The sequence below is a fragment of the Paenibacillus sp. BAC0078 genome (assembly GCF_054483875.1).
The window spans coordinates 558,380-578,228 of sequence record NZ_JBTLRW010000003.1 but is presented as its reverse complement, the minus strand read 5'-3'; the positions used below and the strand labels follow the sequence as shown (position 1 = coordinate 578,228).

General features: G+C 48.7%; 15 protein-coding genes. 11 read left to right on the top strand and 4 right to left on the bottom strand.

Going from position 1 to position 19,849, the window contains the following annotated elements; translation table 11 throughout:
- The first annotated feature begins 36 nt into the window (after positions 1 to 36).
- Positions 37 to 609 (top strand): TetR/AcrR family transcriptional regulator, encoded by a 573-nt coding sequence (locus tag ACX1DY_RS09220; RefSeq protein ID WP_458963876.1) that lies wholly within the window; start codon positions 37 to 39, stop codon positions 607 to 609.
- Positions 610 to 771: 162 nt separating this feature from the next.
- Here ACX1DY_RS09220 and ACX1DY_RS09215 read toward each other — a convergent pair whose 3' ends face one another.
- Complete coding sequence (locus tag ACX1DY_RS09215; protein ID WP_458963875.1) at positions 772 to 1,182, bottom strand: hypothetical protein; 411 nt, start codon at positions 1,180 to 1,182, stop codon at positions 772 to 774.
- A 261-nt stretch (positions 1,183 to 1,443) separates the two neighbouring features.
- Positions 1,444 to 2,664 carry an MFS transporter gene (locus ACX1DY_RS09210; protein ID WP_458963874.1) on the bottom strand — a complete coding sequence of 407 codons (1,221 nt, stop codon included), beginning with the start codon at positions 2,662 to 2,664 and terminating at the stop codon, positions 1,444 to 1,446.
- A 176-nt stretch (positions 2,665 to 2,840) separates the two neighbouring features.
- On the opposite strand from ACX1DY_RS09210, the gene ACX1DY_RS09205 reads away from it, so the two are divergent.
- The 5 genes from ACX1DY_RS09205 (at position 2,841) to ACX1DY_RS09185 (ending at position 6,769) form a co-directional block, all read left to right on the top strand.
- The gene (locus tag ACX1DY_RS09205; RefSeq protein ID WP_458963873.1) at positions 2,841 to 3,434 is read left to right on the top strand and encodes a TetR/AcrR family transcriptional regulator; all 594 of its coding nucleotides are present in this window, start codon (positions 2,841 to 2,843) and stop codon (positions 3,432 to 3,434) included.
- Positions 3,435 to 3,550: 116 nt separating this feature from the next.
- Positions 3,551 to 3,976 carry a MarR family winged helix-turn-helix transcriptional regulator gene (locus ACX1DY_RS09200; protein ID WP_458963872.1) on the top strand — a complete coding sequence of 142 codons (426 nt, stop codon included), beginning with the start codon at positions 3,551 to 3,553 and terminating at the stop codon, positions 3,974 to 3,976.
- A gap of 137 nt (positions 3,977 to 4,113) precedes the next feature.
- Complete coding sequence (locus tag ACX1DY_RS09195) at positions 4,114 to 4,479, top strand: nuclear transport factor 2 family protein (RefSeq protein WP_458963871.1); 366 nt, start codon at positions 4,114 to 4,116, stop codon at positions 4,477 to 4,479.
- Between the two features lie 181 nt (positions 4,480 to 4,660).
- Positions 4,661 to 5,683, top strand: coding sequence for an NADH:flavin oxidoreductase/NADH oxidase (locus tag ACX1DY_RS09190; RefSeq protein WP_458963934.1), 1,023 nt, complete (start codon positions 4,661 to 4,663; stop codon positions 5,681 to 5,683).
- 45 nt (positions 5,684 to 5,728) lie between these two features.
- Positions 5,729 to 6,769, top strand: coding sequence for an NADH:flavin oxidoreductase (locus ACX1DY_RS09185; RefSeq protein WP_458963870.1), 1,041 nt, complete (start codon positions 5,729 to 5,731; stop codon positions 6,767 to 6,769).
- Between the two features lie 66 nt (positions 6,770 to 6,835).
- Here ACX1DY_RS09185 and ACX1DY_RS09180 read toward each other — a convergent pair whose 3' ends face one another.
- A complete protein-coding gene (locus ACX1DY_RS09180; protein ID WP_458963869.1) occupies positions 6,836 to 7,690 on the bottom strand; it encodes an AraC family transcriptional regulator in 855 nt (284 codons plus the stop codon).
- 132 nt (positions 7,691 to 7,822) lie between these two features.
- A complete protein-coding gene (locus tag ACX1DY_RS09175) occupies positions 7,823 to 10,411 on the bottom strand; it encodes a beta-L-arabinofuranosidase domain-containing protein (protein WP_458963868.1) in 2,589 nt (862 codons plus the stop codon).
- A gap of 378 nt (positions 10,412 to 10,789) precedes the next feature.
- Between ACX1DY_RS09175 and ACX1DY_RS09170 the strand changes: the two genes are divergently transcribed.
- The 5 genes from ACX1DY_RS09170 (at position 10,790) to ACX1DY_RS09150 (ending at position 19,847) form a co-directional block, all read left to right on the top strand.
- Positions 10,790 to 11,752, top strand: coding sequence for a glycoside hydrolase family 43 protein (locus tag ACX1DY_RS09170; RefSeq protein ID WP_458963867.1), 963 nt, complete (start codon positions 10,790 to 10,792; stop codon positions 11,750 to 11,752).
- A 459-nt stretch (positions 11,753 to 12,211) separates the two neighbouring features.
- Positions 12,212 to 15,946 carry an alpha-L-arabinofuranosidase C-terminal domain-containing protein gene (locus tag ACX1DY_RS09165; protein ID WP_458963866.1) on the top strand — a complete coding sequence of 1,245 codons (3,735 nt, stop codon included), beginning with the start codon at positions 12,212 to 12,214 and terminating at the stop codon, positions 15,944 to 15,946.
- Positions 15,947 to 16,188: 242 nt separating this feature from the next.
- Positions 16,189 to 17,850: an extracellular solute-binding protein gene (locus ACX1DY_RS09160; RefSeq protein ID WP_458963865.1), complete on the top strand. Its 1,662-nt coding sequence runs from the start codon at positions 16,189 to 16,191 to the stop codon at positions 17,848 to 17,850.
- A 186-nt stretch (positions 17,851 to 18,036) separates the two neighbouring features.
- A complete protein-coding gene (locus tag ACX1DY_RS09155; RefSeq protein ID WP_458963864.1) occupies positions 18,037 to 18,942 on the top strand; it encodes an ABC transporter permease in 906 nt (301 codons plus the stop codon).
- A gap of 17 nt (positions 18,943 to 18,959) precedes the next feature.
- On the top strand, positions 18,960 to 19,847 hold the full coding sequence (locus ACX1DY_RS09150) for a carbohydrate ABC transporter permease (protein WP_458963863.1): 888 nt from the start codon (positions 18,960 to 18,962) through the stop codon (positions 19,845 to 19,847).
- Positions 19,848 to 19,849: the final 2 nt, after the last annotated feature.

Sequence of the window (19,849 nt, the reverse complement as noted above, 5' to 3'; positions counted from 1 at the left end):
CACTTCAATGTATAATGAATGCACGAGGTGATGATAATGGCGAGACATAAAGAATTTGAGGTAAATGAAGTATTGGATAAAGCAATACATCTTTTTTGGGTGCAAGGTTATGAAAAAACTTCGATGCAAGAATTGGTTGAATATATGGGGATTCATAGAAGAAGCATCTATGATACTTTTGGCGATAAGCATGCCTTATTTATGAGTGCACTTAAACGATATGAGGCTATTCAAAACAAAAAAATGAGGATATTGGTTGAGAAGCAAGAGCCGGTTAAAGAATTATTACGATATTTTTTAGAGACTACTTTAGAGAAAAAAGGAGACCCTCAAGGCTGTTTCATCGTTAATTCTGGTGTAGAACTAGGATTATTAGATCAAGAAGTTTCTTCCTTTGTTGAAGATAGCTATTCAAAAACGGAGAAATTATTATATAATCTCATTCTTGTTGGTCAACAAAACGGGGAACTCGAAGCTAAGCTTGACCCTGAGGCTCTTTCCCATTACTTCATGAATGCTTGGTTAGGGTTACGTACGATGGTCAAAACAGCAACGAATCAAGAGAAGTTATCGGGTATTATTAATACCACACTGAGCATTTTAGGTTGAAAAGGAAATTATTTTCACTTTATTAGAATTTTCGTTCTTGTATCATAGAACCTCCTCAGCCAAAGTGCGGAGAGGGATGCAGCAATCAAAAAGGTGGCTCATAGGCCACCTATATTGATCACTATTTAAAAGCAAGATTGTTAGTTAAAACTTATTAAAAATTTATTTTTCGCTAATTGCACGGATTCCTTCGCTTAAAGGCTGGAGTTCACGTCCAAGCAGCTTCTCTAAATCATTACCCTCGAATGCCAATGCACCTTCACGAAGAGATTTTTGCATGTCTGTTAAGAGATGCGTGAGAAAGTCTGAAAGCCCTGTGCCACGAAGAATTTCTGCATAGGTTTCATCATTTACGTTTTGCAGTTGAATCTCCTGTTCCAATACCCCGCTTACGATTTCAGCCAATTGATTCAATGTGCGAAGTTTTCCTGCGTCTACAGCGGCTCTGTACTGTTCAATCCGATTCTCACCTGCCGTTGAGATTATCAAAATTTGATGCAGGTATCGTTTCCAGTAATTTTTCCACAACAAGTGCTCCCAATTGTCCAGTTGCACCAGTAAGTTTAAAATCATGCAGGCTCCAACATAACAGCTTCAAAAAAGCGAGAAGCGCCTGTAAGGCAATAGCTTCTTGCTTTTTTTGACGATACGGCGATGTACAACTGGTCTATGAGAATCCGGAAGCCTACGATCAAACGTTGAAGATTGGCTGGTATGTACTTTTGCATGGGACCCAGCTTAAGCAATAACTAACGGCTGAGCCAAGTTTTCAATCCTGAACCCGCAAAAAATCTTGATTTTACAAGGTTTTCTGCGGGTTTTAGATTCCTCTTTTTATTTTGAATGTTCTTTGTTTTTATAACAATCATAACCCCATAGCAGTAATGCAAGCCCGCTTACCGATGCTCCTAACCAACACAGCCCCGCCCAGCCTGACCAAGCATACATTTGAGTTGAAGCAATCGAGCCTGCCCCACTGCCTATCGAATAAAAAACCATGTAGGCCGCAGTTAAGCGGCTTTGTGCTTCAGGACGGGTCTTGTAAATTAAACTCTGATTGGTGACATGTACGGCTTGAACGGCCAGATCCAGCAAAACAACCCCGATAATGAGATACCCGATAGAGCGGTAAACAAGCCCAATGGGTATCCAGGCGATCAATAAAGTGAATAAGGAAATGCCGGTTGTGCTTCGGCCATGACCAAGATCGGCCAGTTTGCCTGCATAAGCAGCTGCAAGTGCCCCCGCCACACCGGCAAGTCCGAAAGCGCCAATGGCTGTGTGTGACAAAGATAGTGGAGGGCTGCTTAAGGGTAGAACCATTGCTGTCCATAAAATACTGAAGGCCACAAAAATCAGCATAGCCAGCAAGGAACGTATCCGCAGGATTGGCAGGTCACGATACAGCTGAAATATCGAAAAGATAACCTTGCCATAGCTTAGTTTGGTTCGTTCCGGTTCCTGCTTGGGCAATAAAAGAAACAGAGCTACGCTGCCCAGTAAGGTGAGACTTGCCGAGAAAAGATAGACAGAGCGCCAGCCTAACCAATCGTTCAAAGAACCAGCAACTGTCCGGGCAAGCAGTATCCCGATCACAATGCCGCTAGTTACAAGCCCGACTGTCCGCCCGCGTTCTGCCGGGGGGCTGAATGTGGCGGCGGTGGCAACCATCGTCTGGGCGACAACAGCCAACAAGCCAACGATTGCTATTCCAGCAAACAGAACAGCGCTAGATGAAGAGGCTGCTACTGTAAGTAATGCTGCGGAAGATAGGAGCATCTGTGCTGAAATCAGTTTGCGCCGATTTATCAGATCTCCTATGGGGACCAGAAGGAGCAAGCCTGCTGCATAAAAGATTTGAGTTACCGTCACGACAATGCCGATAGAAGAATGCGAGATACTGAAGTCGCTGGCAATGGAATCAAGCAAAGGCTGTGCATAGTAAATATTAGCCACAGAAAGTCCGCTGCAAAATGCCAATAAGAGGATGACGGAACGGGATAATACAGTTTGCGATTGTGAGGAAGAGTCAACTTGATCGGATAAGAGATTCATAAGTGAAAACACCTTTCTCTAGAGCAACGTTTTTTGTACCGTTCGGTACATTATGTGTTTAGTAGCATACTCCATGATTCAAGACGATGTCAACAAGAATGGAGTGTGTATTGACATTGATCACATCAGGATTTAACCTGTAATAAATACTGATTGATACAAAAAAGGTGATCGTTATGGGGAGACAACGGGAATTTAATACGGACAAGGCTCTTGATGCAGCCATGAAGATTTTTTGGGAAAAAGGCTTTGAAGCGGCATCGCTTCGTGATCTGACAGACGGGATGGAGATCCAGCGTCCCAGCATGTATGCAGCCTTTGGAGATAAGAAGGAGCTGTTCGAAGCAACATTGCGTAGGTATAACACTTGGCACGCCTCCCAAGTGAGGTCGCGGCTTCAGCAAAGCACTTCTGTTAGAGCCGCCTTTCGGGAGCTGTTTGAGCAAATCGCGACAGAAGAGGATGAGACAACAGATATCCAGCGGGGTTGTTTTTGTATCAATACGATGGTGGAGCTTGCTCCGCATGACCCCAAATTTGCTATTCTCACCCGGGAGCATCAAATGTATTTGGCGGCGATTTTCCAGGAGGCGATTAAGAGAGGGCAGCAAGGAGGAGAGTTGTCCGGTGAGCTATGTGCCGAGGCTCTGGCTGATCACCTTGTTGTATATATGATAGGACTGACTGTCATGATGAAATCCAGGCCGGATCATGCTTTTATCAGACAGAGCATAGAGATGACATTATCCTTACTTGATGGAAGAGGATAGGAAGCTTTATGAAACCATTATCAAGTGTGATATGGGTTTTGACCGTTCCGTGTAAGCTTGTTACAATAGGATAAATTATATGTGTTAATACTTCGGTATGGAATGGTGGGTCTACATTGCAAAATAAGAATGATCTTTTAGATATATGGTTATCCTTGTCTTACATCTATTCCAATATTGCTGATAAGCTGGAAATAGCTCTGCAGCAGCAATATGGTTTATCTTTGAAGGAGTTTTATGTATTGAGTTTTATCTCCAAGTCGGAGGATAAAGAATTACGGCTACAGCAGCTCCAGGAGATGGTGGGCTTAAGTCAAAGTGCGACCTCAAGACTTGTAGTACGTATGGAAGCCAAAGACTGTGGAGCTCTGGAAAGACATATATGTGAGGATGACCGGCGGGGTATTTATACTCAGATTACGGAAATAGGCGAAAATAAATACCAGCGGGCACTGCAAACCTTCAATCAGGTTCTGCAATCAGAGCTTCAAAAAGAGGGCTTGAAATCAGAATTTCAAGATGTTATCCAAAAATTGTTTTGAGAAGTTGATATAGTCATGTAAAAGGCACTCACAGAAGATTAGTGAAGTGTCTTTTTTGTTGCTGCTTGACAAGCCGCTAAGCATCCAATAATATATATGCATGCGCAAGCAAATAAAAATACAGGGGTAGTGAACAAATGAACAGAGCAACTGTGAAAGATTATGAGGCGATCATTAATGCAATGAAAGGGTATATCGAAGGCAACATTGTCGGCAAGGGCGAAGTGATGAAATCCACTTTCCATAAAGATGCCATTATGTACGGATACACGAACGATGGAAAACTCAGCGAGGGTTATATTCAAAAGCTGTATGATCTGATTGACACGCTGGGGCCGTCCAAAGACCTTCAATACAGAATTGATGTTCTTGATGTTGCGGTTACTGTTGCCGTAGTGCGTATTATTTTGGAAGCTCCTGGAGTGGAATATGCCGATTACCACACGCTTCTTAAAGTAGACGGCGAATGGAAGGTAATCTCCAAGGTGTTCCATCAATATTGATTATAAGGATTTCATATCCTCAATAATTGATAGCTCGAATCATGCCATCAAGGTGGCTGTGATCCGGGCTATTTTAATGATTATAGTTGACAAATGAAATAAACATGCTATTATATATGCGTGTGCATGCATTTTATTGAGATTTTTTTATAATAATAACAAGAGAGGAGTCTTTTCACACATGAAAGACTTGTTTAGTCCCTATATAATTAAAGGATTGGAATTGAAAAATCGCGTAGCTATGCCACCCATGTGCCAATACTCGGTTGACCAAAAGGATGGAGTCGCCACAGATTGGCATTACGTGCATTATGTTAGCCGTGCAATAGGCGGAACCGGTCTGATCATGATTGAAATGACAGATGTAGAGCCGGATGGCCGTATTTCCGACCTGGATCTTGGCTTGTGGTCAGACGAACAGATTCCTGCTCTCAAACGGATTGTAGATGCTTGTCACAGCTACGGTGCCAAAGTGGGAATCCAAATTGCGCATGCCGGACGCAAGGCGGAGGATGCTGAAGTTCCTGTAGCGCCATCTGCCATTGCTTTTGATGAAAGTTCAAAACAACCCCGTGCGCTTACGACAAAAGAGGTTAAAGGGCTGGTGGAGAAATTCCGCGCTGCTGTAGCCCGCGCTGTCAAGGCTGGATTCGACACTATTGAAATTCATGGCGCGCATGGCTATTTGATTCATCAATTTCATTCTCCGCTTACGAACAAACGGGAAGATGAATATGGCAAAGACCTTGCCCTGTTTGGCCGGGAGGTTATTCAGGCAGCGAAAGGTGAAATGCCGGAAGACATGCCGCTCCTGATGCGTATTTCCGCCAAAGAATACGTAAAAGGCGGATATGGCATACAGGAAAGCACAGCTTTTGCTAAGGAATATCAAAAAGCAGGGGTAGACATGTTCGATATTTCATCCGGCGGTGAAGGACCTATTGCTGCATGGGGCAGACCAGGAACTCACGCAGCGTACCAAGTACCTTTGGCAAGAGCTATCAAAGAAGCTCTGGATATTCCGGTGATGACCGTTGGAAGACTCGATGATCCAATTTTGGCGAATGCAGTTATCGGAAATGAAGAGGCTGATCTGGTGGCTGTGGGCAGAGCAATGCTGAGAAACCCTTATTGGGCACTGGAAGCCGCGTCGAAATTAAAAAAAGAAACTGCAATTCCTAAACAATACACTACAGGATTCTAAGGCTGGCTATTTTGCCAAATCAAATAACATTGGAGGTATTCTGCTATGTCTAGTTCTGTATCTGTACAACCCTTATTCCGTCCGTTTACGCTGGGAAATCTTACGCTGTCCAATCGTATAGTGATGGCGCCAATGACTCGGGGTCTGTCGCCTAATGGCGTTCCAGGGCCAGATGTTGCCGCATACTATCGCCGAAGAGCCGAAAATAACGTTGGCCTGATCGTGACGGAAGGTACCGTAATTAATCATGCTGATTCATCCAATCAGAAGGATATACCTTTCTTCTATGGAGAAGAAGCACTAAAGGGCTGGGCAAATGTGGTGTCCGAAGTGCACAAGGCAGGAGGGAAAATTATTCCTCAAATCTGGCACATGGGGGCAAGAGGCAATGTTAATGATTATTCGGAACCCGAAATCAGAGACATTGTTGATGCATTTGCAAAGGCAGCAGTTGAGGCCAAGCGCATTGGATTTGATGGAATCGAGCTCCACGGAGCGCACGGCTATTTGATCGACCAGTTCTTCTGGGAGAAAACCAATGAACGTACAGACCGTTACGGAGGCAGCTTGATTGCACGTACCCGCTTTGCTGAAGAAGTGGTCAGAGCATGCCGCCTTGCAGTAGGCCCTGATTTCACGATTGTGCTGCGGATTTCGCAGTGGAAGGGAACGGATTATACAGCTAAATTGGCCAAAACACCAGATGAGCTAAAACAATTTCTGGAGCCTTTGGTTGAAGCGGGAGTGGATATTTTCCACTGCTCAACCCGCCGATTCTGGGAACCGGAATTTGAAGGCTCTGCCTTGAATTTTGCCGGCTGGGTTAAACAAATTACCGGCAAACCAACGATCACTGTCGGTTCGATTGGCCTGGATGGTGAATTTACCACACTCTTCACCGAAGGAAAAGGTGCTGGAAACGCAAGTATCGAGGGATTGGGTCAAAAGCTCGAAAATCAGGAGTTCGATCTGGTTGCTGTCGGCAGAGCGTTGCTGGTAGACCCTGCTTGGGCCAGCAAAATTCGGGATGGAAGATTGGATGAACTAGTGCCATTTACTCCTGAAGCGCTTAAAACACTTTCCTGATCGGTAATAAAGTGATTAGAGTCCGTTGCGGAAATGGCGAATGAAGTGGAAAAAGGGATTAAATAATTATTCGTAAAAAAGCAGCCGCTTGGCATAGGCATTGCGGAACTCGCTTGGCGTCAGGCCGACGATTTTTTTGAAGGATTTCATGAAGGTATGGCAATCTTTATAGCCGAGCTGGAGCGAGACTTCGTTAATATTCTGGTTGGTGTCCGTCAATAGAAACTTGGCCAGCTCCATCTTTTGCTGCAGAATATACTGCTTCAGGGATGTGCCGGAAATTGTGCTGAAGAGATGGGAGAGGTATTTCTCGTTGTAGCCAAAATAGCCGGCGATTTGGGACACCTTGATATGCTCGCTCCGGCTCCATTTGATATAATCCACGATGTCGTTGTAGAGCTGTTCCTGTTTGCTTTTTCCAGCAGGAGGGTGCGATGAGAAAATGACCTGGTTGTACAGCTCGCACAAAATGACGGTGGACATATAATTGTTCAGCGTCTTGTCGTTGTAGCAGCGGACGGAGTCCTGAAGCTGTTTCATCATGACGATGATTTTTTCCAGGCTGCTTAGTGTTCCCGACTGGGGCAGAATCACTTCTCCAGCGCTTACGCCAGGGGAAACGGAGGCGGGCTCTGTCACTTCGATGGCATTCTCCGAAGAGAAATGCAGCCAGTAGAAGCTGCACTCGGAGGCTTTATATCCATATTGCTTCGTGAGCGGCGGGAGGAGCAGATACTCTCCTTTGGACACGGAAAAACGCTGCTCACCGCTGGCAAGATACAATGTGCCGCTGGTCATAACAATAAGCTCGTAATCGCACAGCACCCGGCTCAAATGCATCCAGTCCGGCGACGGCGCAACAAATTTCCCCGTAATCTCCAGAGCAACAGGCTTGTCTACCGCCAGTTTGTAAGCAATCATTTGTGTGGCCCCCTTTCTAGCATAGCTGCATAAATAAAACTAACATAGCATGCTCGATAAAAACAACCGGCCTGCCGGAGCGGTGAACCTGCTCGGCAGACCGGTTATTTTTATACTACTGGATCTGTTGTTCTAAGCTGGCTTAATAATGGTAACTTTGTATTCCTTAGCCGTCTCCAGATCCTCCGCCTTGACGATGATATGCAAGCTCGTAATATGATCCGGAAGGAACACTGTTCTCGGAAGGGTATCCTCGATCAGGATATCATTGATATAGACGAGTGCATTTTTGTGCGACGGTACGGCATGCATACGCACAGCCGGTGTACCGGCGGCCACTGTCAAGGTATAGTCGGACTGATCGGCGGTGAACGTCTTGGAGAGGGTGCCTGCATCAAAGTACAGCTCCGCCAGCTCCGCATCACTGCTGTAGCTTGTCATCATCCGCAGCAGATCAAATATTCCGTTCATTTGCCCCGGAATGACAAATTTGGCTTCTACCTCGGTGGAGGACTGTATCCGCTCTGCTGGAATGAGGTAGCGTTTGTTATAGAAGGTGCGGACCTTATCCGTCATGAGAGTATCGCTGACAAGCAGCTCACCGTCTACATAAATATCAAGGGTTCTGCCGTTGTTGCCGGAGAAGCAGGTGACAGACAAATAGTTGTCCTGATCAGGAAGCACCTTCAGCCGGTAGCTGAACCAGCCGTTGTTCTCCGCTTGTCTCAGGGTATACCCGTCCCAGACGGCGACGGAGGTATTCTCTCCTTTGACGCCATGCTCAAGCTCGTATTGATCATTGCCTACAGGCAGACTGTCAATGGTGGCCTCGCGGATGGTCTGATTTTGTTTTCCCTGCAAAATATGCTCCTGCAATTCCCGCGAATCCGGCTCTACAAGCTTCCAGTAGATGCCGTAGCGTTCCTCATGCTGCTTGTAATGCGGTGTGAATTCCAGCCGCCCGTCCTCATCTGTTCCCCGCAGGACGAAGACCAGTTCATCACTGCTGCGTACAAAATGCTCCTCGAAGCGGTCAAGCCATTCGCCGATGCTCTGGTTCGACGGCGTAATGAAATCCTTGATCAGCATGTTTTTTGTCGGCACGCTGACGGCCACGCCTGTTGCGGACTGAGTCAAGTCTTCTTTTCCCAAAGCGGCGCTGAGCACTACCGGTCCGTATTTGAAGGCCACTACATTCGGCGCGTCTGGCAGTGTGTGGTAGTACGGCTTCATCGGCAATTGAATGCTCAGCTTGTCGCCTTCCTTCCAGCTTTTCTCCAGAACAGCATAACCGCCCTCAGTCTTGTAGGCCACCGCCTCACCGTTCAATTGAATTTGCATCGGCCCGGCAATCCACTCTGGAATGCGAAAATGCAGCGCAAGTGTGGCTTCCAGGCTGTCCAGGGTACGTACAGTAAATGTTATCGTGTCGTTATAAGGAAGATTAGCCGACTGTGTCAGCTCAATCCGGTGCTGTTCCGACATCAGGCTGGAGCTGGCATATTGATTAATATAAATGCTGTTGCCCCGGTGGAAATACAGGCTGTCATTCAGCTTGGTGAAGCTCTCCATGCCGGTTCCGGTACAGCACCAGAAATGCTCGAAGGGAGAGCTGTACACCTTGAAATAGCCCGTAGCCATCGGCTGAAAATACATCGTCATGCCGGTGTGCGGATGCTGTGACGAAAGAATGGCGTTGATGAACGTATTTTCATAAAAATTCGCGTATTTGATATCGCCCGTGAGCTTGAACAATTCTCTGGTCAGCTTCAGCATGTTGTAGGTGTTGCAGGTCTCGGCGGTAAAGTTGGAGCGTTCCCCGTCCAGAATATCCGGATCGCCGAAATGCTCCCATTCGCTGTTCCCGCCGGTAACATAGCTATGGTGGTTGACAACCATGTCCCAGAACTCTACTGCAGCTTCCAGATAGAAGCGCTCGCCTTCTCCCAGCACAAGATAACGGTTCAGCGCACCGAGAAACTTCGGAATCGTCGTATTGGCATGTTTGCCTTTGAGAATATCCCGGCCTTCATGGACTGGCGTGAATAATGTCAGCTCATCGAACATATGGGCTGCGTACAGATGATGCTCGTCTTGCGTAATCTTATACAGGTCATAGAGGCAATCATTCATTCCTCCGTACTCAACCGCGAGTACCCGCTCCTGAATTTCCGGCGACCAGGCAGAGACGCGCCGGTACACCCACTCGCCCAGCCGGGATACTATGCTATATGCCGCTGCGCTGCGGGTTGAGCTGTAGACGGCGACCAGACCTGCGATGATTTTGTGCATGGTATACCAGGGTACCCAGGCAGGCTGCTTATTTTCCACATGATCGAACAGCTTCTCGGGAAAAGCCGACAAGTAGCCGTTATCGAACTGGCATTCCGCCAGCTCGTCTATGATATATTCCAGCCGTTGCAAAAGCCCGCCGCTGCCGGTACTTTGGTAAGCCTGAGCCAGCGCCGTCAGATAATGACCCAGCGTATGCCCTCTGATTTCGGTATTTTCCCAGCCGGGGTATTTTTCGCTTTTGGGAGTGAGCCCCCGGTTTTCGCGGAAGCCGGCGAGGAGCCGGTCGGGGTCATAGCTTTTGAGATAGAGGTTTTCTTTGGCAAAAGCGTTAACCATATACGGGTCGGTCAGCGTAACTTGATTCATGGGGAAGCTTTGAATGTGGGGCTGCAGGGTTGTCAGGAGTGGTTTGTTGTCTAAGGTCATTTTTTTATTCTCCTATATCCAGATTATATGGGCAGGTTTTCACTTAAAGCTTATATTTTACACAGGGTATGCGTAAATAGAGCAACGTTCGAATATGTGTCAAAAGGTTAGATTTTACGAAAAAGCGGATGACAAATCAGTGCAGCTCACGTTATGGTAAACCGGGATATTGACAGCGGCAGCGGTTGGTGATGGTGTCGTTTTTTGAGTTTAATTTTAAATATAACTAAATAAATTCATGTTTACATAAAAATAATGCTGTGCTAATTTGGTAATGCATGAATCGCAAACGGTAAACATGCATTCCCGGCTGGCGGGGCACGGGTGAACCCCGGATAGCTGCGGCAGCCGGCATCATAGTAAAGAGGAGAGATCATTATGCCTGCAAACAGAACATTTACCAATCCGCTGGTGGAGCAGCGCGCCGATCCTTGGGTGTACAAGCATACTGACGGCTGGTATTACTTCACAGCTTCGGTCCCTGAATATGACCGGATCGAAGTGAGAAGATCAAAAACACTGGAAGGCCTGCCGGAAGCTCAGCCTGTTGTGGCCTGGCGCAAATATGCAGCCGGACCGCTTAGCGCGAATATCTGGGCACCGGAAATTCATTACCTTATGGGCAAGTGGTACATTTATTTCGCGGCGGCACATACGACTGAGACGAACGAAGGACTGTTCGACCACCGCATGTATGTGATTGAGAATGAATCGGCCAATCCGCTGGAAGGAACCTGGGTGGAGAAAGGACAGGTGAAGACGGCCTGGGAATCCTTTGCCCTGGATGCAACGGCGTTCCAGCACAAGGGAGTGCTCTATTATGTGTGGGCGCAGAAGGACCCTGAAATTGAAGGCAACTCCAACCTGTACATCTCTGAAATGAGCAACCCCTGGACACTGCGCGGTAAGCAGACGATGATATCGACTCCTGAGCATCCGTGGGAGATTATCGGCTTCAAGGTCAACGAAGGAGCAGCGGTTCTCCAACGAAATGGCCGTATCTTCATCAGCTTCTCGGCCAGCGCCACCGATCACAATTATTGCATGGGGCTGCTTGCGGCGGATGAGAACAGCGATCTGCTGGATGCCGCTTCATGGACGAAGCATCCTGAGCCGGTGTTCCAGACAACGGAGGAGAATGGCCAGTTTGGACCGGGACACAACAGCTTTACAGTAGATGAAGACGGCGGGGATGTTATCGTGTATCACGCGCGTAATTACAAGGAAATTACCGGTGATCCCCTCTATGATCCGAACCGGCATACGCGGGTACAGGCATTCGGGTGGAAAAAGGATGGCACACCAGATTTCGGAGTGCCAGTGAAGGATAACCGGAGCTAACGTGCGGGCTTTAAGCCGTAAGAAGCTAACCGCAGCTCTGCACCGCAGGGCCAGTCAGGCTGTTGAGAACTTCTCGACAGCCTATTGGCTTTGTCGGAAGGGGAACATTGACTAGCTTTGTAAGTTGAACTTAAAAAAATCATAAAAGGGGCAGAAGTAACGGAGGGGAAGTTTGGAACTGTAGGAGCGGTAGCGTCCGCCTGAGAGCTTTCCGTAGGAAAGCTGGCATCGTAAGCATAGGCTATGTTTGGATTTCTACCGCAGCTAGCGGTTTAAATCAGGAAATCCAAACATAACAGCGGCCGGAAGTCCAAACATTCCCCGCAGTTACGACCAGGCCCCAATATGAAAATCTAGAAAAACTTGATAAATGGTAGGCAAACAGAGTAGGATAAGTATAGTTCATACTTTTATTAATTTATTCACTATTTTATTAATTAAATGTATAGGAGAATGCATATGGCTACTTTTCAAGAGCAAATGATCGCCCATTACAGATTCGATGATGCCGGGAACCCCGGCAAAGACAGCTCGGGTCACAACAATCACGGGGTTGCAGCCGGCAAGCTGCCTCCGGCGGTCTCCGGGGTAGGCGGCAGACCGGCTGTTACCTTTGCGGGAGGCCGGAACAGCTCATCCTTTATCGAGCTGCCCTCTACTCTGCTTGAAGGAGTGAGCGACAATACCGGGATAGCGGTTACGGCCTGGGTGAACTTCGGCAAGGGGACCAGCGTGTGGGAACGGATTTTTGATTTTGGCAATGGAGAGGCGGGACCGGCTGTGTTCCTGACCCGTCAATTGCGCGGAACATTGTCTGCGGGCGGAGACCTGGTCGTTGATCCGGGCCGGGGTTTTGCCAGCGGCGAGTGGATGCACATTGCGATATCCATCATTGGGACGGAAGGCGGCAAGTTAAGCAGCGCAGGTCCGGTTGTATATATGAACGGTGAATTGGTTGCCGACGGCTCTATCAGCCAGACCTCCAGCGGCAACTATGCCCAGCTTCGCCGCTGGTTCGCGACGTTAACCGAAACGTCCAACTACAGCAGCAACTTTATCGGCCGCTCCCAATATGCGGCGGACGATGATTTTGCCGGTTCGCTCTCGGATTTCAGAATCTATAAAGCTGGTTTATCTGCGGATAAAGTGATTGAGGTGATGTGCGACTCCCTGACGGATGAGGAGATTGTGAAGCTTGCCGGGGACAAATACCTGATCTTGCCGACAGCGATTGTAGCCCATGACCTGACTTTGCCCTCCGCCCTCCTGGGTGGAACAGTGCAGGTTGCATGGGAATCCAGCCGCCCTGAGGTGCTCTCGAACGAGGGTTGCATACAGGCCATTAACTCTGCGCATGGAGTAACGCTTACCGCTATTGTGAGCAAAGGCTCCTGCATTAGCCGGAAAAGCTTTGAAGTATCGGTCATCCCTTCGAATCTGCCGCCGTACACCTTGAACGTGCACGGGAACCGGGAAATATTGGACGTCAGCGAAGTGCTGTACGGCTTATTCTATGAGGACATTAACAATGCAGCCGACGGCGGGATTTATGCGGAGCTGGTGCAGAACCGGTCTTTCGAGTCCTTCGCCTTTGACACCTATTCCCATGCTTCGGGAGAATGCGGCTGCTCGACCGGCCGGAACCGGGAGCCGCTGTTCGCCTGGTCCGGGGATGTACACCGGATGAGTCCGCAGAACAGCGGCGGGCTTAACGAATTTTTTAATACCAGTGATAAGGACGTCAATTCCTATTATGTGAAGGTGGCTGACGGGGCGACCATTCGGAACAGGGGTTTTGCTGATTCCAATCAGCACTGTGCCATGTCCGTCCGGGCAGGCGCTAAATATGACTTTACGATATGGGCCAAGGCCGAAGCTGCGGGGACAATTACGGTGCAATTGCAGTCGCCGGATGGCGAAGCTGTAAGTGATGCCGTAGCCGTGCAGGTGGAAGGCGGCGGCACTTGGAAGAAGTACGGGGTGGACGCTAAGCTGGTGCTGACGGGATCGGCTACGGTTCTGGGCCAGCTCGCGCTCACTTTTGCCGGTGAAATCTCCATTGATATGGTCTCCTTGATGCCGCAGGATGTTTGGGGTGCAGGGGAAGAACCGCGTTCTGCTTCGGCGCATGCCAATTATCAGGGCAATCCGAATTACCGGTTAAGAAAAGATCTGGTCAACGCGCTTGTGGACATGCATCCGAAATTTCTGCGTTTTCCGGGGGGCTGCATCTCTGAAGGCTCCTTCATTTGGGAGAATGTCTATGACTGGAAGGATTCAGTGGGCGACATCGAGCTTCGCAAGGAAAACTACAACGTCTGGGGCTACATGATGACTATGGGGCTGGGATATATGGAATATTTCCAATTGGCCGAGGACCTGAACGCTACTCCGCTCCCGGTTATGGCTTGCGGCGTGCTGTGCCAGGCCCGCTCCGATTATGCCCATCCTGCCGGAGGCAAGCTCAGAGAGTATTACATCAAGAACTTTACGGATTTGATTGATTTTGCAATCAGTACGGATTTTGCGGGCAACGAATGGGCCGCCATGCGCAAAAAAATGGGCCATGAGGCGCCGTTTGATCTGCACTATCTGGGAGTGGGCAACGAAAACTGGGGCACAGAGTTCTATGCCAATTTTGAAGTGTTCAAAACGTCCATTGACGAATACATGGAGCGTAACTATCCGGGCTATACACTGCACATTATTTCGACAGTCGGCGCTCAAGCGGATGACGATGCCTATCAGCAGGGCTGGAAATTTCTGAGCGGCAATATGGAAGGCTCTGCCAAGGTCGCTTTTGCGGACGGGCATGAAGTCATTGAAGAGACCGTAACCTGGTACGAAAAACAGCCGAACTATATGGATACCATCGCGGACGAGCACTACTACCGTTCCAATGAGTATTTACTGAACAATGTGGACCGTTACAATTACTACTACCGGGCAACCAATCCGGACGGAAGTGTGAACTGGAAGGAAACCTCGAAGGTGTTTGTCGGAGAGTATGCTTCCACGGATAAAAATACATTGGCTGGCGCCGTAGCGGAGGCGGCGATTATGACCGGCTTCGAGAACAACGCCGATGTCGTATTGCTGTCCGCCTATGCGCCGCTGTTCAACAAGGTGCTGACAGATGGAACGTACAGATGGACCCCGGACTGCATCTGGTTCGATGATGAAACCGTATGGTTCACTCCGAACTACTATGTACAGCAGCTATATGCCAAATATTTGGGCGACAAGGTGCTGAAGACATCCTTTTCAACATACAGAAACGGCAAGCCGACCGAGCTTATTCCGCATGGCGGCATCGAGATCGCGACAGGCAACGCCGAAGTGGCGGTTAAGCGGGTGACTGTAACCTCCAACAAGGACGGCAGCGTGCTTTTGAACCAGGATTTCACACAGCAGCTAGACCCGGCATGGCAGGTCATTCCCGGCTCTGCGGGTTATGTTGTCCGGGCAGGAGAAGGAATTGTGCTTAAGGCCCAGACCGGCGGGCTGAACGGCTTGTACATCCTGAATGACAACTGGACCGACTATAAGGTGGAGGTTGCCGCTACAAGGCTTGCAGGTGAAGACGGCTTCTACGTGGGAGCAGGACTGACGGATATTAATCCCGGAACCAAAAGTGTTATCGAATATGCCATCGGGTATGGCGGCAATGCCACCGGCGTCAAAGTGTATAAGCAGGGTGTAGAAGCGTACACCTTGGGAGATTACTCTTCCAGCACGGCGGCGGGCAATTTAAGAGCGGCCCAATATGAGGAGCTTGCCGACAACACCGAGTATACCCTGATGCTGAATTATGGCGGCGGTACCGGCGAACGGCTGATTTGCTCCTATACGGATGGCCGGACGACCAGCAAAATTCTGGATTATAAGCTGGAGGCCTACAACCGGGAGATCTTCAGCTCGGTTACAAAAGACGCAGCGAATGTATATGTGAAGCTTGTTAACGCCGACAATGTGGACAAAACAACACAGCTCCATTTCCATGACCTGCACGTTCAGACAGCCGCGAAGCTGGTGACCTTGACCGGTGATTCCTCGCTTGTGCATGTGCCGAATGTCAATAAGAAGAACAATGAACAGATTGTGCCGAGCGAGCGCATGGTCTCCCTGGACAGCAACGCCATCGTCCTGAACCTGCCAGCCAACTCTGTAAATGTACTGGTGCTTGATCTGTAAGCGTAAACTGAAAAGTTCTATTGTGAAGCGGAGCTGTTCCATCGTCATGACTTGACGGAGGGGCGGCTCTTTTTTTGCTATACTAGATCAGTCAGCGGCATGCTGTGCCGTTAGTTATATGTTTATCTAAAAAGTCTCAGCAACAGGTAAAGAAAAGATACAGAAAGTCAAAGGATACCACTCGCGGGTGTGAACGCTTTCTTTATACAATAGGATTGTAAATAACAAGGGAGGTTCATCAGATGACAAAAAAGCATAAAGCATTGCCGGTGCTGGCTTCAGCGATGGTGTTATCAATGGTTCTCAGCGCATGCTCCGGTGGAAACAGTGATAACAGCAGCAAGGATAGTGCGTCCGCCAAACCGGACAATGCGGCCCAAGCCGAAATGCAGGGCGGACCGCTTACGAAATATGACCCGCCGATCAAGCTGAGCTCAACGATGAGCGAGACAGGCAAAGAGACGCTGGCCCAAGGCGACACCTATGCCAACAATATCTGGACCAGAGGGTATGAGAAAGAGCTTGGCATCAAGGTATCCTATGACTGGATCGTTCCCGGTGCCAACTATGATGAGAAAATGAACGTTACGATGGCGAGCGGCGACTTGCCCGACCTTCTGAAGGTCAATATGGTGCAGTTCGAGCAGCTTCATGAAGCGGGAATGCTTGAGGATTTAACCCCGTACTTCGATAAATATGCTTCAGATCTGGTCAAGGGGTACTACCAGGAAGAAGATGGAGCAGGTCTGAAGCCGGTTACGAAGGATGGCAAGCTGTATGCATTAACCAGCTTCGGCGGTTCGCTTGACTCTTCGGATATGATGTGGATTCGGAAAGACTGGCTTGACAAGCTTGGCCTGGCAGAGCCGAAGTCGCTGCAGGATGTCATCAAGATTGCAGAGGACTTCACCACTAAAGATCCTGATGGCAACGGTAAAAAAGACACGTACGGCATCTTTATGAACAAGGATCTGCCGATCAACGGCTTCCTGCTTGGCTACCATGCTTATCTGGAAACCTGGATCAAAAATGACAAGGGCGAGATTGTCAACGGTACGGTCCAGCCTGAGGTGAAGGCGGGCTTGACCGAGCTGCAGCGGTTGTACAAGGAAGGCGTTCTTGATCCTGAGTTCGGCGTCAAGGATTTCGCTAAGGCTATAGAGGATGTCAACGCAGGCAAAATCGGAATTATGTTCCTGCCGCAATGGGCTCCTTTCCAGGTCATGAATATGATCAAAAAGGATAAAACAGTGAACTGGGTTCCATATCCGGTACAATCCATTGACGATCAGCCGGCCAAAACACAGAATCACCTGGGAATCGGCGGAGTCTTTGCTATCCGTAAAGGGTATGAGCATCCTGAGGCTCTGATCAAACTGCTTAACTTCCAGGCTGAAAAAATGTTCGGCGCGTCGGCGGCCAAAGAACGGGCCAGCTATCTGAACGGTGAGACAGGTCTCGGATTCCAGAACGCAACTGTAGCCAACCTGCCTCCGAACAAAAACGTGAAGGCGCAGGATGAAGTAGAGCAGGCGCTGAAAACAAAGGATACTTCCAAGATGGGGCTGGAAGCCAAGCTGTTCTACCAGGACATCCAGGCATACCGCAATGGTAATCTCGACAAATGGAATATGGAACGGATCTTTGGACCGCTCAGCTCGCAGGGGGTAATCAAGCACTATCGTGATAATAACCTGATCGTGATGAACCAGTTCATTTATGCGCCAACCAAAACGATGAACAGCAAACAGGCAACACTCGATAAGCTCCGCGCCGAAAATTTCGTAAAAATCATCTATGGCAACCTGCCGGTTGATGCCTTCGATAAATTTGTAGCGGACTGGAAAAAACTTGGCGGCGATCAGATTACCAAAGAAGTAAATGAAGTGGTAAAAGGCAACTAATCCTGTCCTGTAGGCCTGCTATTAACGGGATAGCCCAAAGTCATGCGAATGGCGGTGCGGCTGTCCCGTTTTTTGTGAGTGCATCGCGCCGGGGAGAGGTCAATAAAAGATACCAAATGTCAACAGGCTCCACTGTCGGCGTTCTTTTGGGGTGAACTATAATTTAGCATATAAGGAGGGACAGAGATGCACTTTAATACCAAAAAATTCGTCCGTAACATCCCGCTGCATGCCATGATTCTGCCGGCGCTGATTGTAATCATCATCTTCAGCTATGTGCCGATGGCGGGTCTTGTCATTGCGTTTCAGGATTTTTCCCCGATTGCAGGCTTTAAAAATATTACATGGAACGGATTGGAAAACTTCCGTTACTTGTTTAACTTGCCCGGCTTCAGCCAGGTGGTGTGGAACACGGTGTTTATTTCTGTGATGAAAATTGTGGCCGGCCTGACGGTGCCGGTAATCACCGCCCTGCTGCTCAATGAGGTCCGTGTGAACGGCTTCAAACGCACAATACAGACCATAATATATATGCCGCACTTTTTCTCCTGGGTTATTCTTGGCGGCATCGTTGTTGATGTGCTGTCCCCAAGCTCCGGGATCGTCAATATGCTGCTCAAAAGTCTGGGCATGCAGCCGATTCAATTTCTGGCGGACAATCACTGGTTTCCATATGTTCTGGTCATCACAGACCAGTGGAAGGAATTCGGCTTCGGGACCATTATCTATCTGGCCGCGCTAACCAGTATTGACACCTCATTGTATGAAGCAGCCATTATCGACGGCGCCGGCAGATGGAAGCAAACCTGGCATATTACGCTGCCCGGCATCCGTCCGATTATGATTCTGATGCTGACGCTCAGCCTGGGCAATGTCCTGAACGGGGGCTTTGATCAAGTGTTCAATCTCTATAATCCGCTCGTTTACGAATCAGGAGACATTCTGGATACGATGATTTACCGGATAGGTCTGCAGGATGCGCAGTATTCGGTATCCACGGCCCTTGGCTTGATTAAATCCGTCGTTTCGTTTGGCTTTATCGGGCTGGGTTATTACCTGGCTTACCGGTTCGCTAAATATCGGATATTTTAGGGGAAGGAGATCAACCTATGTCATTCACATCTCGGCCGTATCGCTGGTTTATCCGCTTTAATTATGTTTTTCTTGCTGTGCTTGCCGGCCTTTGCCTGTTTCCAATCGTCAATGTGCTGGCGGTTTCCTTCAGCTCAAGCGCGGCTGTCAGCGCCGGAAGGGTCACCTTCTGGCCGATTGACTTCACATTATCTTCTTACCGGTACATGCTGGAAAATAACCAGTTCATCCATTCCTTCGGAACCAGTCTGCTCAGAGTGGTACTGGGCGTGTCCGTTAACCTGCTGTTTACGGTTCTGGTTGCCTATCCGCTCTCGAAAGAAGCGGCGGCGTTCCGTTCGCGGACCGTATATGCATGGATCTTTGTATTCACCATGCTGTTCAGCGGCGGCTTGATTCCCGGCTATTTGGTCGTTAAGGAAATGCACCTGCTGGATAGTGTATGGGCACTTGTCCTTCCCGGGGCTGTGCCGATCTTCAATGTGCTGCTGATGCTGAATTTTTTTCGGGGTCTGCCGAAGGAGCTGGAGGAAGCGGCCTGGATGGATGGCGCCGGCCATATGCGGACTCTATGGAATGTGTATCTTCCGGTGTCTATGCCCAGCATTGCAACAGTGACGCTGTTTGCGCTTGTAGGCCACTGGAATGCCTGGTTCGACGGAATGATCTTTATGCGGAGCCCGGAGCATTACCCGCTGGCTACTTATCTGCAGTCGATGCTGCAACAGACAATGGCTTCGATGGAGAATGTTACGCTTGAGGAAGCAGCCTTGCTAACCCAGGTCTCGGACCGTACGACGCAGGCTGCGCAAATCTTTTTATCCATTCTGCCGATCATGGCGATTTACCCGTTCCTGCAAAGATATTTCGTGCATGGACTGGTCGTTGGAAGTGTAAAAGGTTAAAG

Coding starts and splice junctions, on each gene's coding strand:
- ACX1DY_RS09195 (WP_458963871.1), top strand. CDS start 4,114: ATGAACAGAGCAACTGTGAAAGATTATGAGGCGATCATTAATGCAATG.
- ACX1DY_RS09150 (WP_458963863.1), top strand. CDS start 18,960: ATGTCATTCACATCTCGGCCGTATCGCTGGTTTATCCGCTTTAATTAT.
- ACX1DY_RS09190 (WP_458963934.1), top strand. CDS start 4,661: ATGAAAGACTTGTTTAGTCCCTATATAATTAAAGGATTGGAATTGAAA.
- ACX1DY_RS09165 (WP_458963866.1), top strand. CDS start 12,212: ATGGCTACTTTTCAAGAGCAAATGATCGCCCATTACAGATTCGATGAT.
- ACX1DY_RS09215 (WP_458963875.1), bottom strand. CDS start 1,182: ATGATTTTAAACTTACTGGTGCAACTGGACAATTGGGAGCACTTGTTG.
- ACX1DY_RS09205 (WP_458963873.1), top strand. CDS start 2,841: ATGGGGAGACAACGGGAATTTAATACGGACAAGGCTCTTGATGCAGCC.
- ACX1DY_RS09175 (WP_458963868.1), bottom strand. CDS start 10,411: ATGACCTTAGACAACAAACCACTCCTGACAACCCTGCAGCCCCACATT.
- ACX1DY_RS09155 (WP_458963864.1), top strand. CDS start 18,037: ATGCACTTTAATACCAAAAAATTCGTCCGTAACATCCCGCTGCATGCC.
- ACX1DY_RS09210 (WP_458963874.1), bottom strand. CDS start 2,664: ATGAATCTCTTATCCGATCAAGTTGACTCTTCCTCACAATCGCAAACT.
- ACX1DY_RS09170 (WP_458963867.1), top strand. CDS start 10,790: ATGCCTGCAAACAGAACATTTACCAATCCGCTGGTGGAGCAGCGCGCC.
- ACX1DY_RS09220 (WP_458963876.1), top strand. CDS start 37: ATGGCGAGACATAAAGAATTTGAGGTAAATGAAGTATTGGATAAAGCA.
- ACX1DY_RS09185 (WP_458963870.1), top strand. CDS start 5,729: ATGTCTAGTTCTGTATCTGTACAACCCTTATTCCGTCCGTTTACGCTG.
- ACX1DY_RS09160 (WP_458963865.1), top strand. CDS start 16,189: ATGACAAAAAAGCATAAAGCATTGCCGGTGCTGGCTTCAGCGATGGTG.
- ACX1DY_RS09180 (WP_458963869.1), bottom strand. CDS start 7,690: ATGATTGCTTACAAACTGGCGGTAGACAAGCCTGTTGCTCTGGAGATT.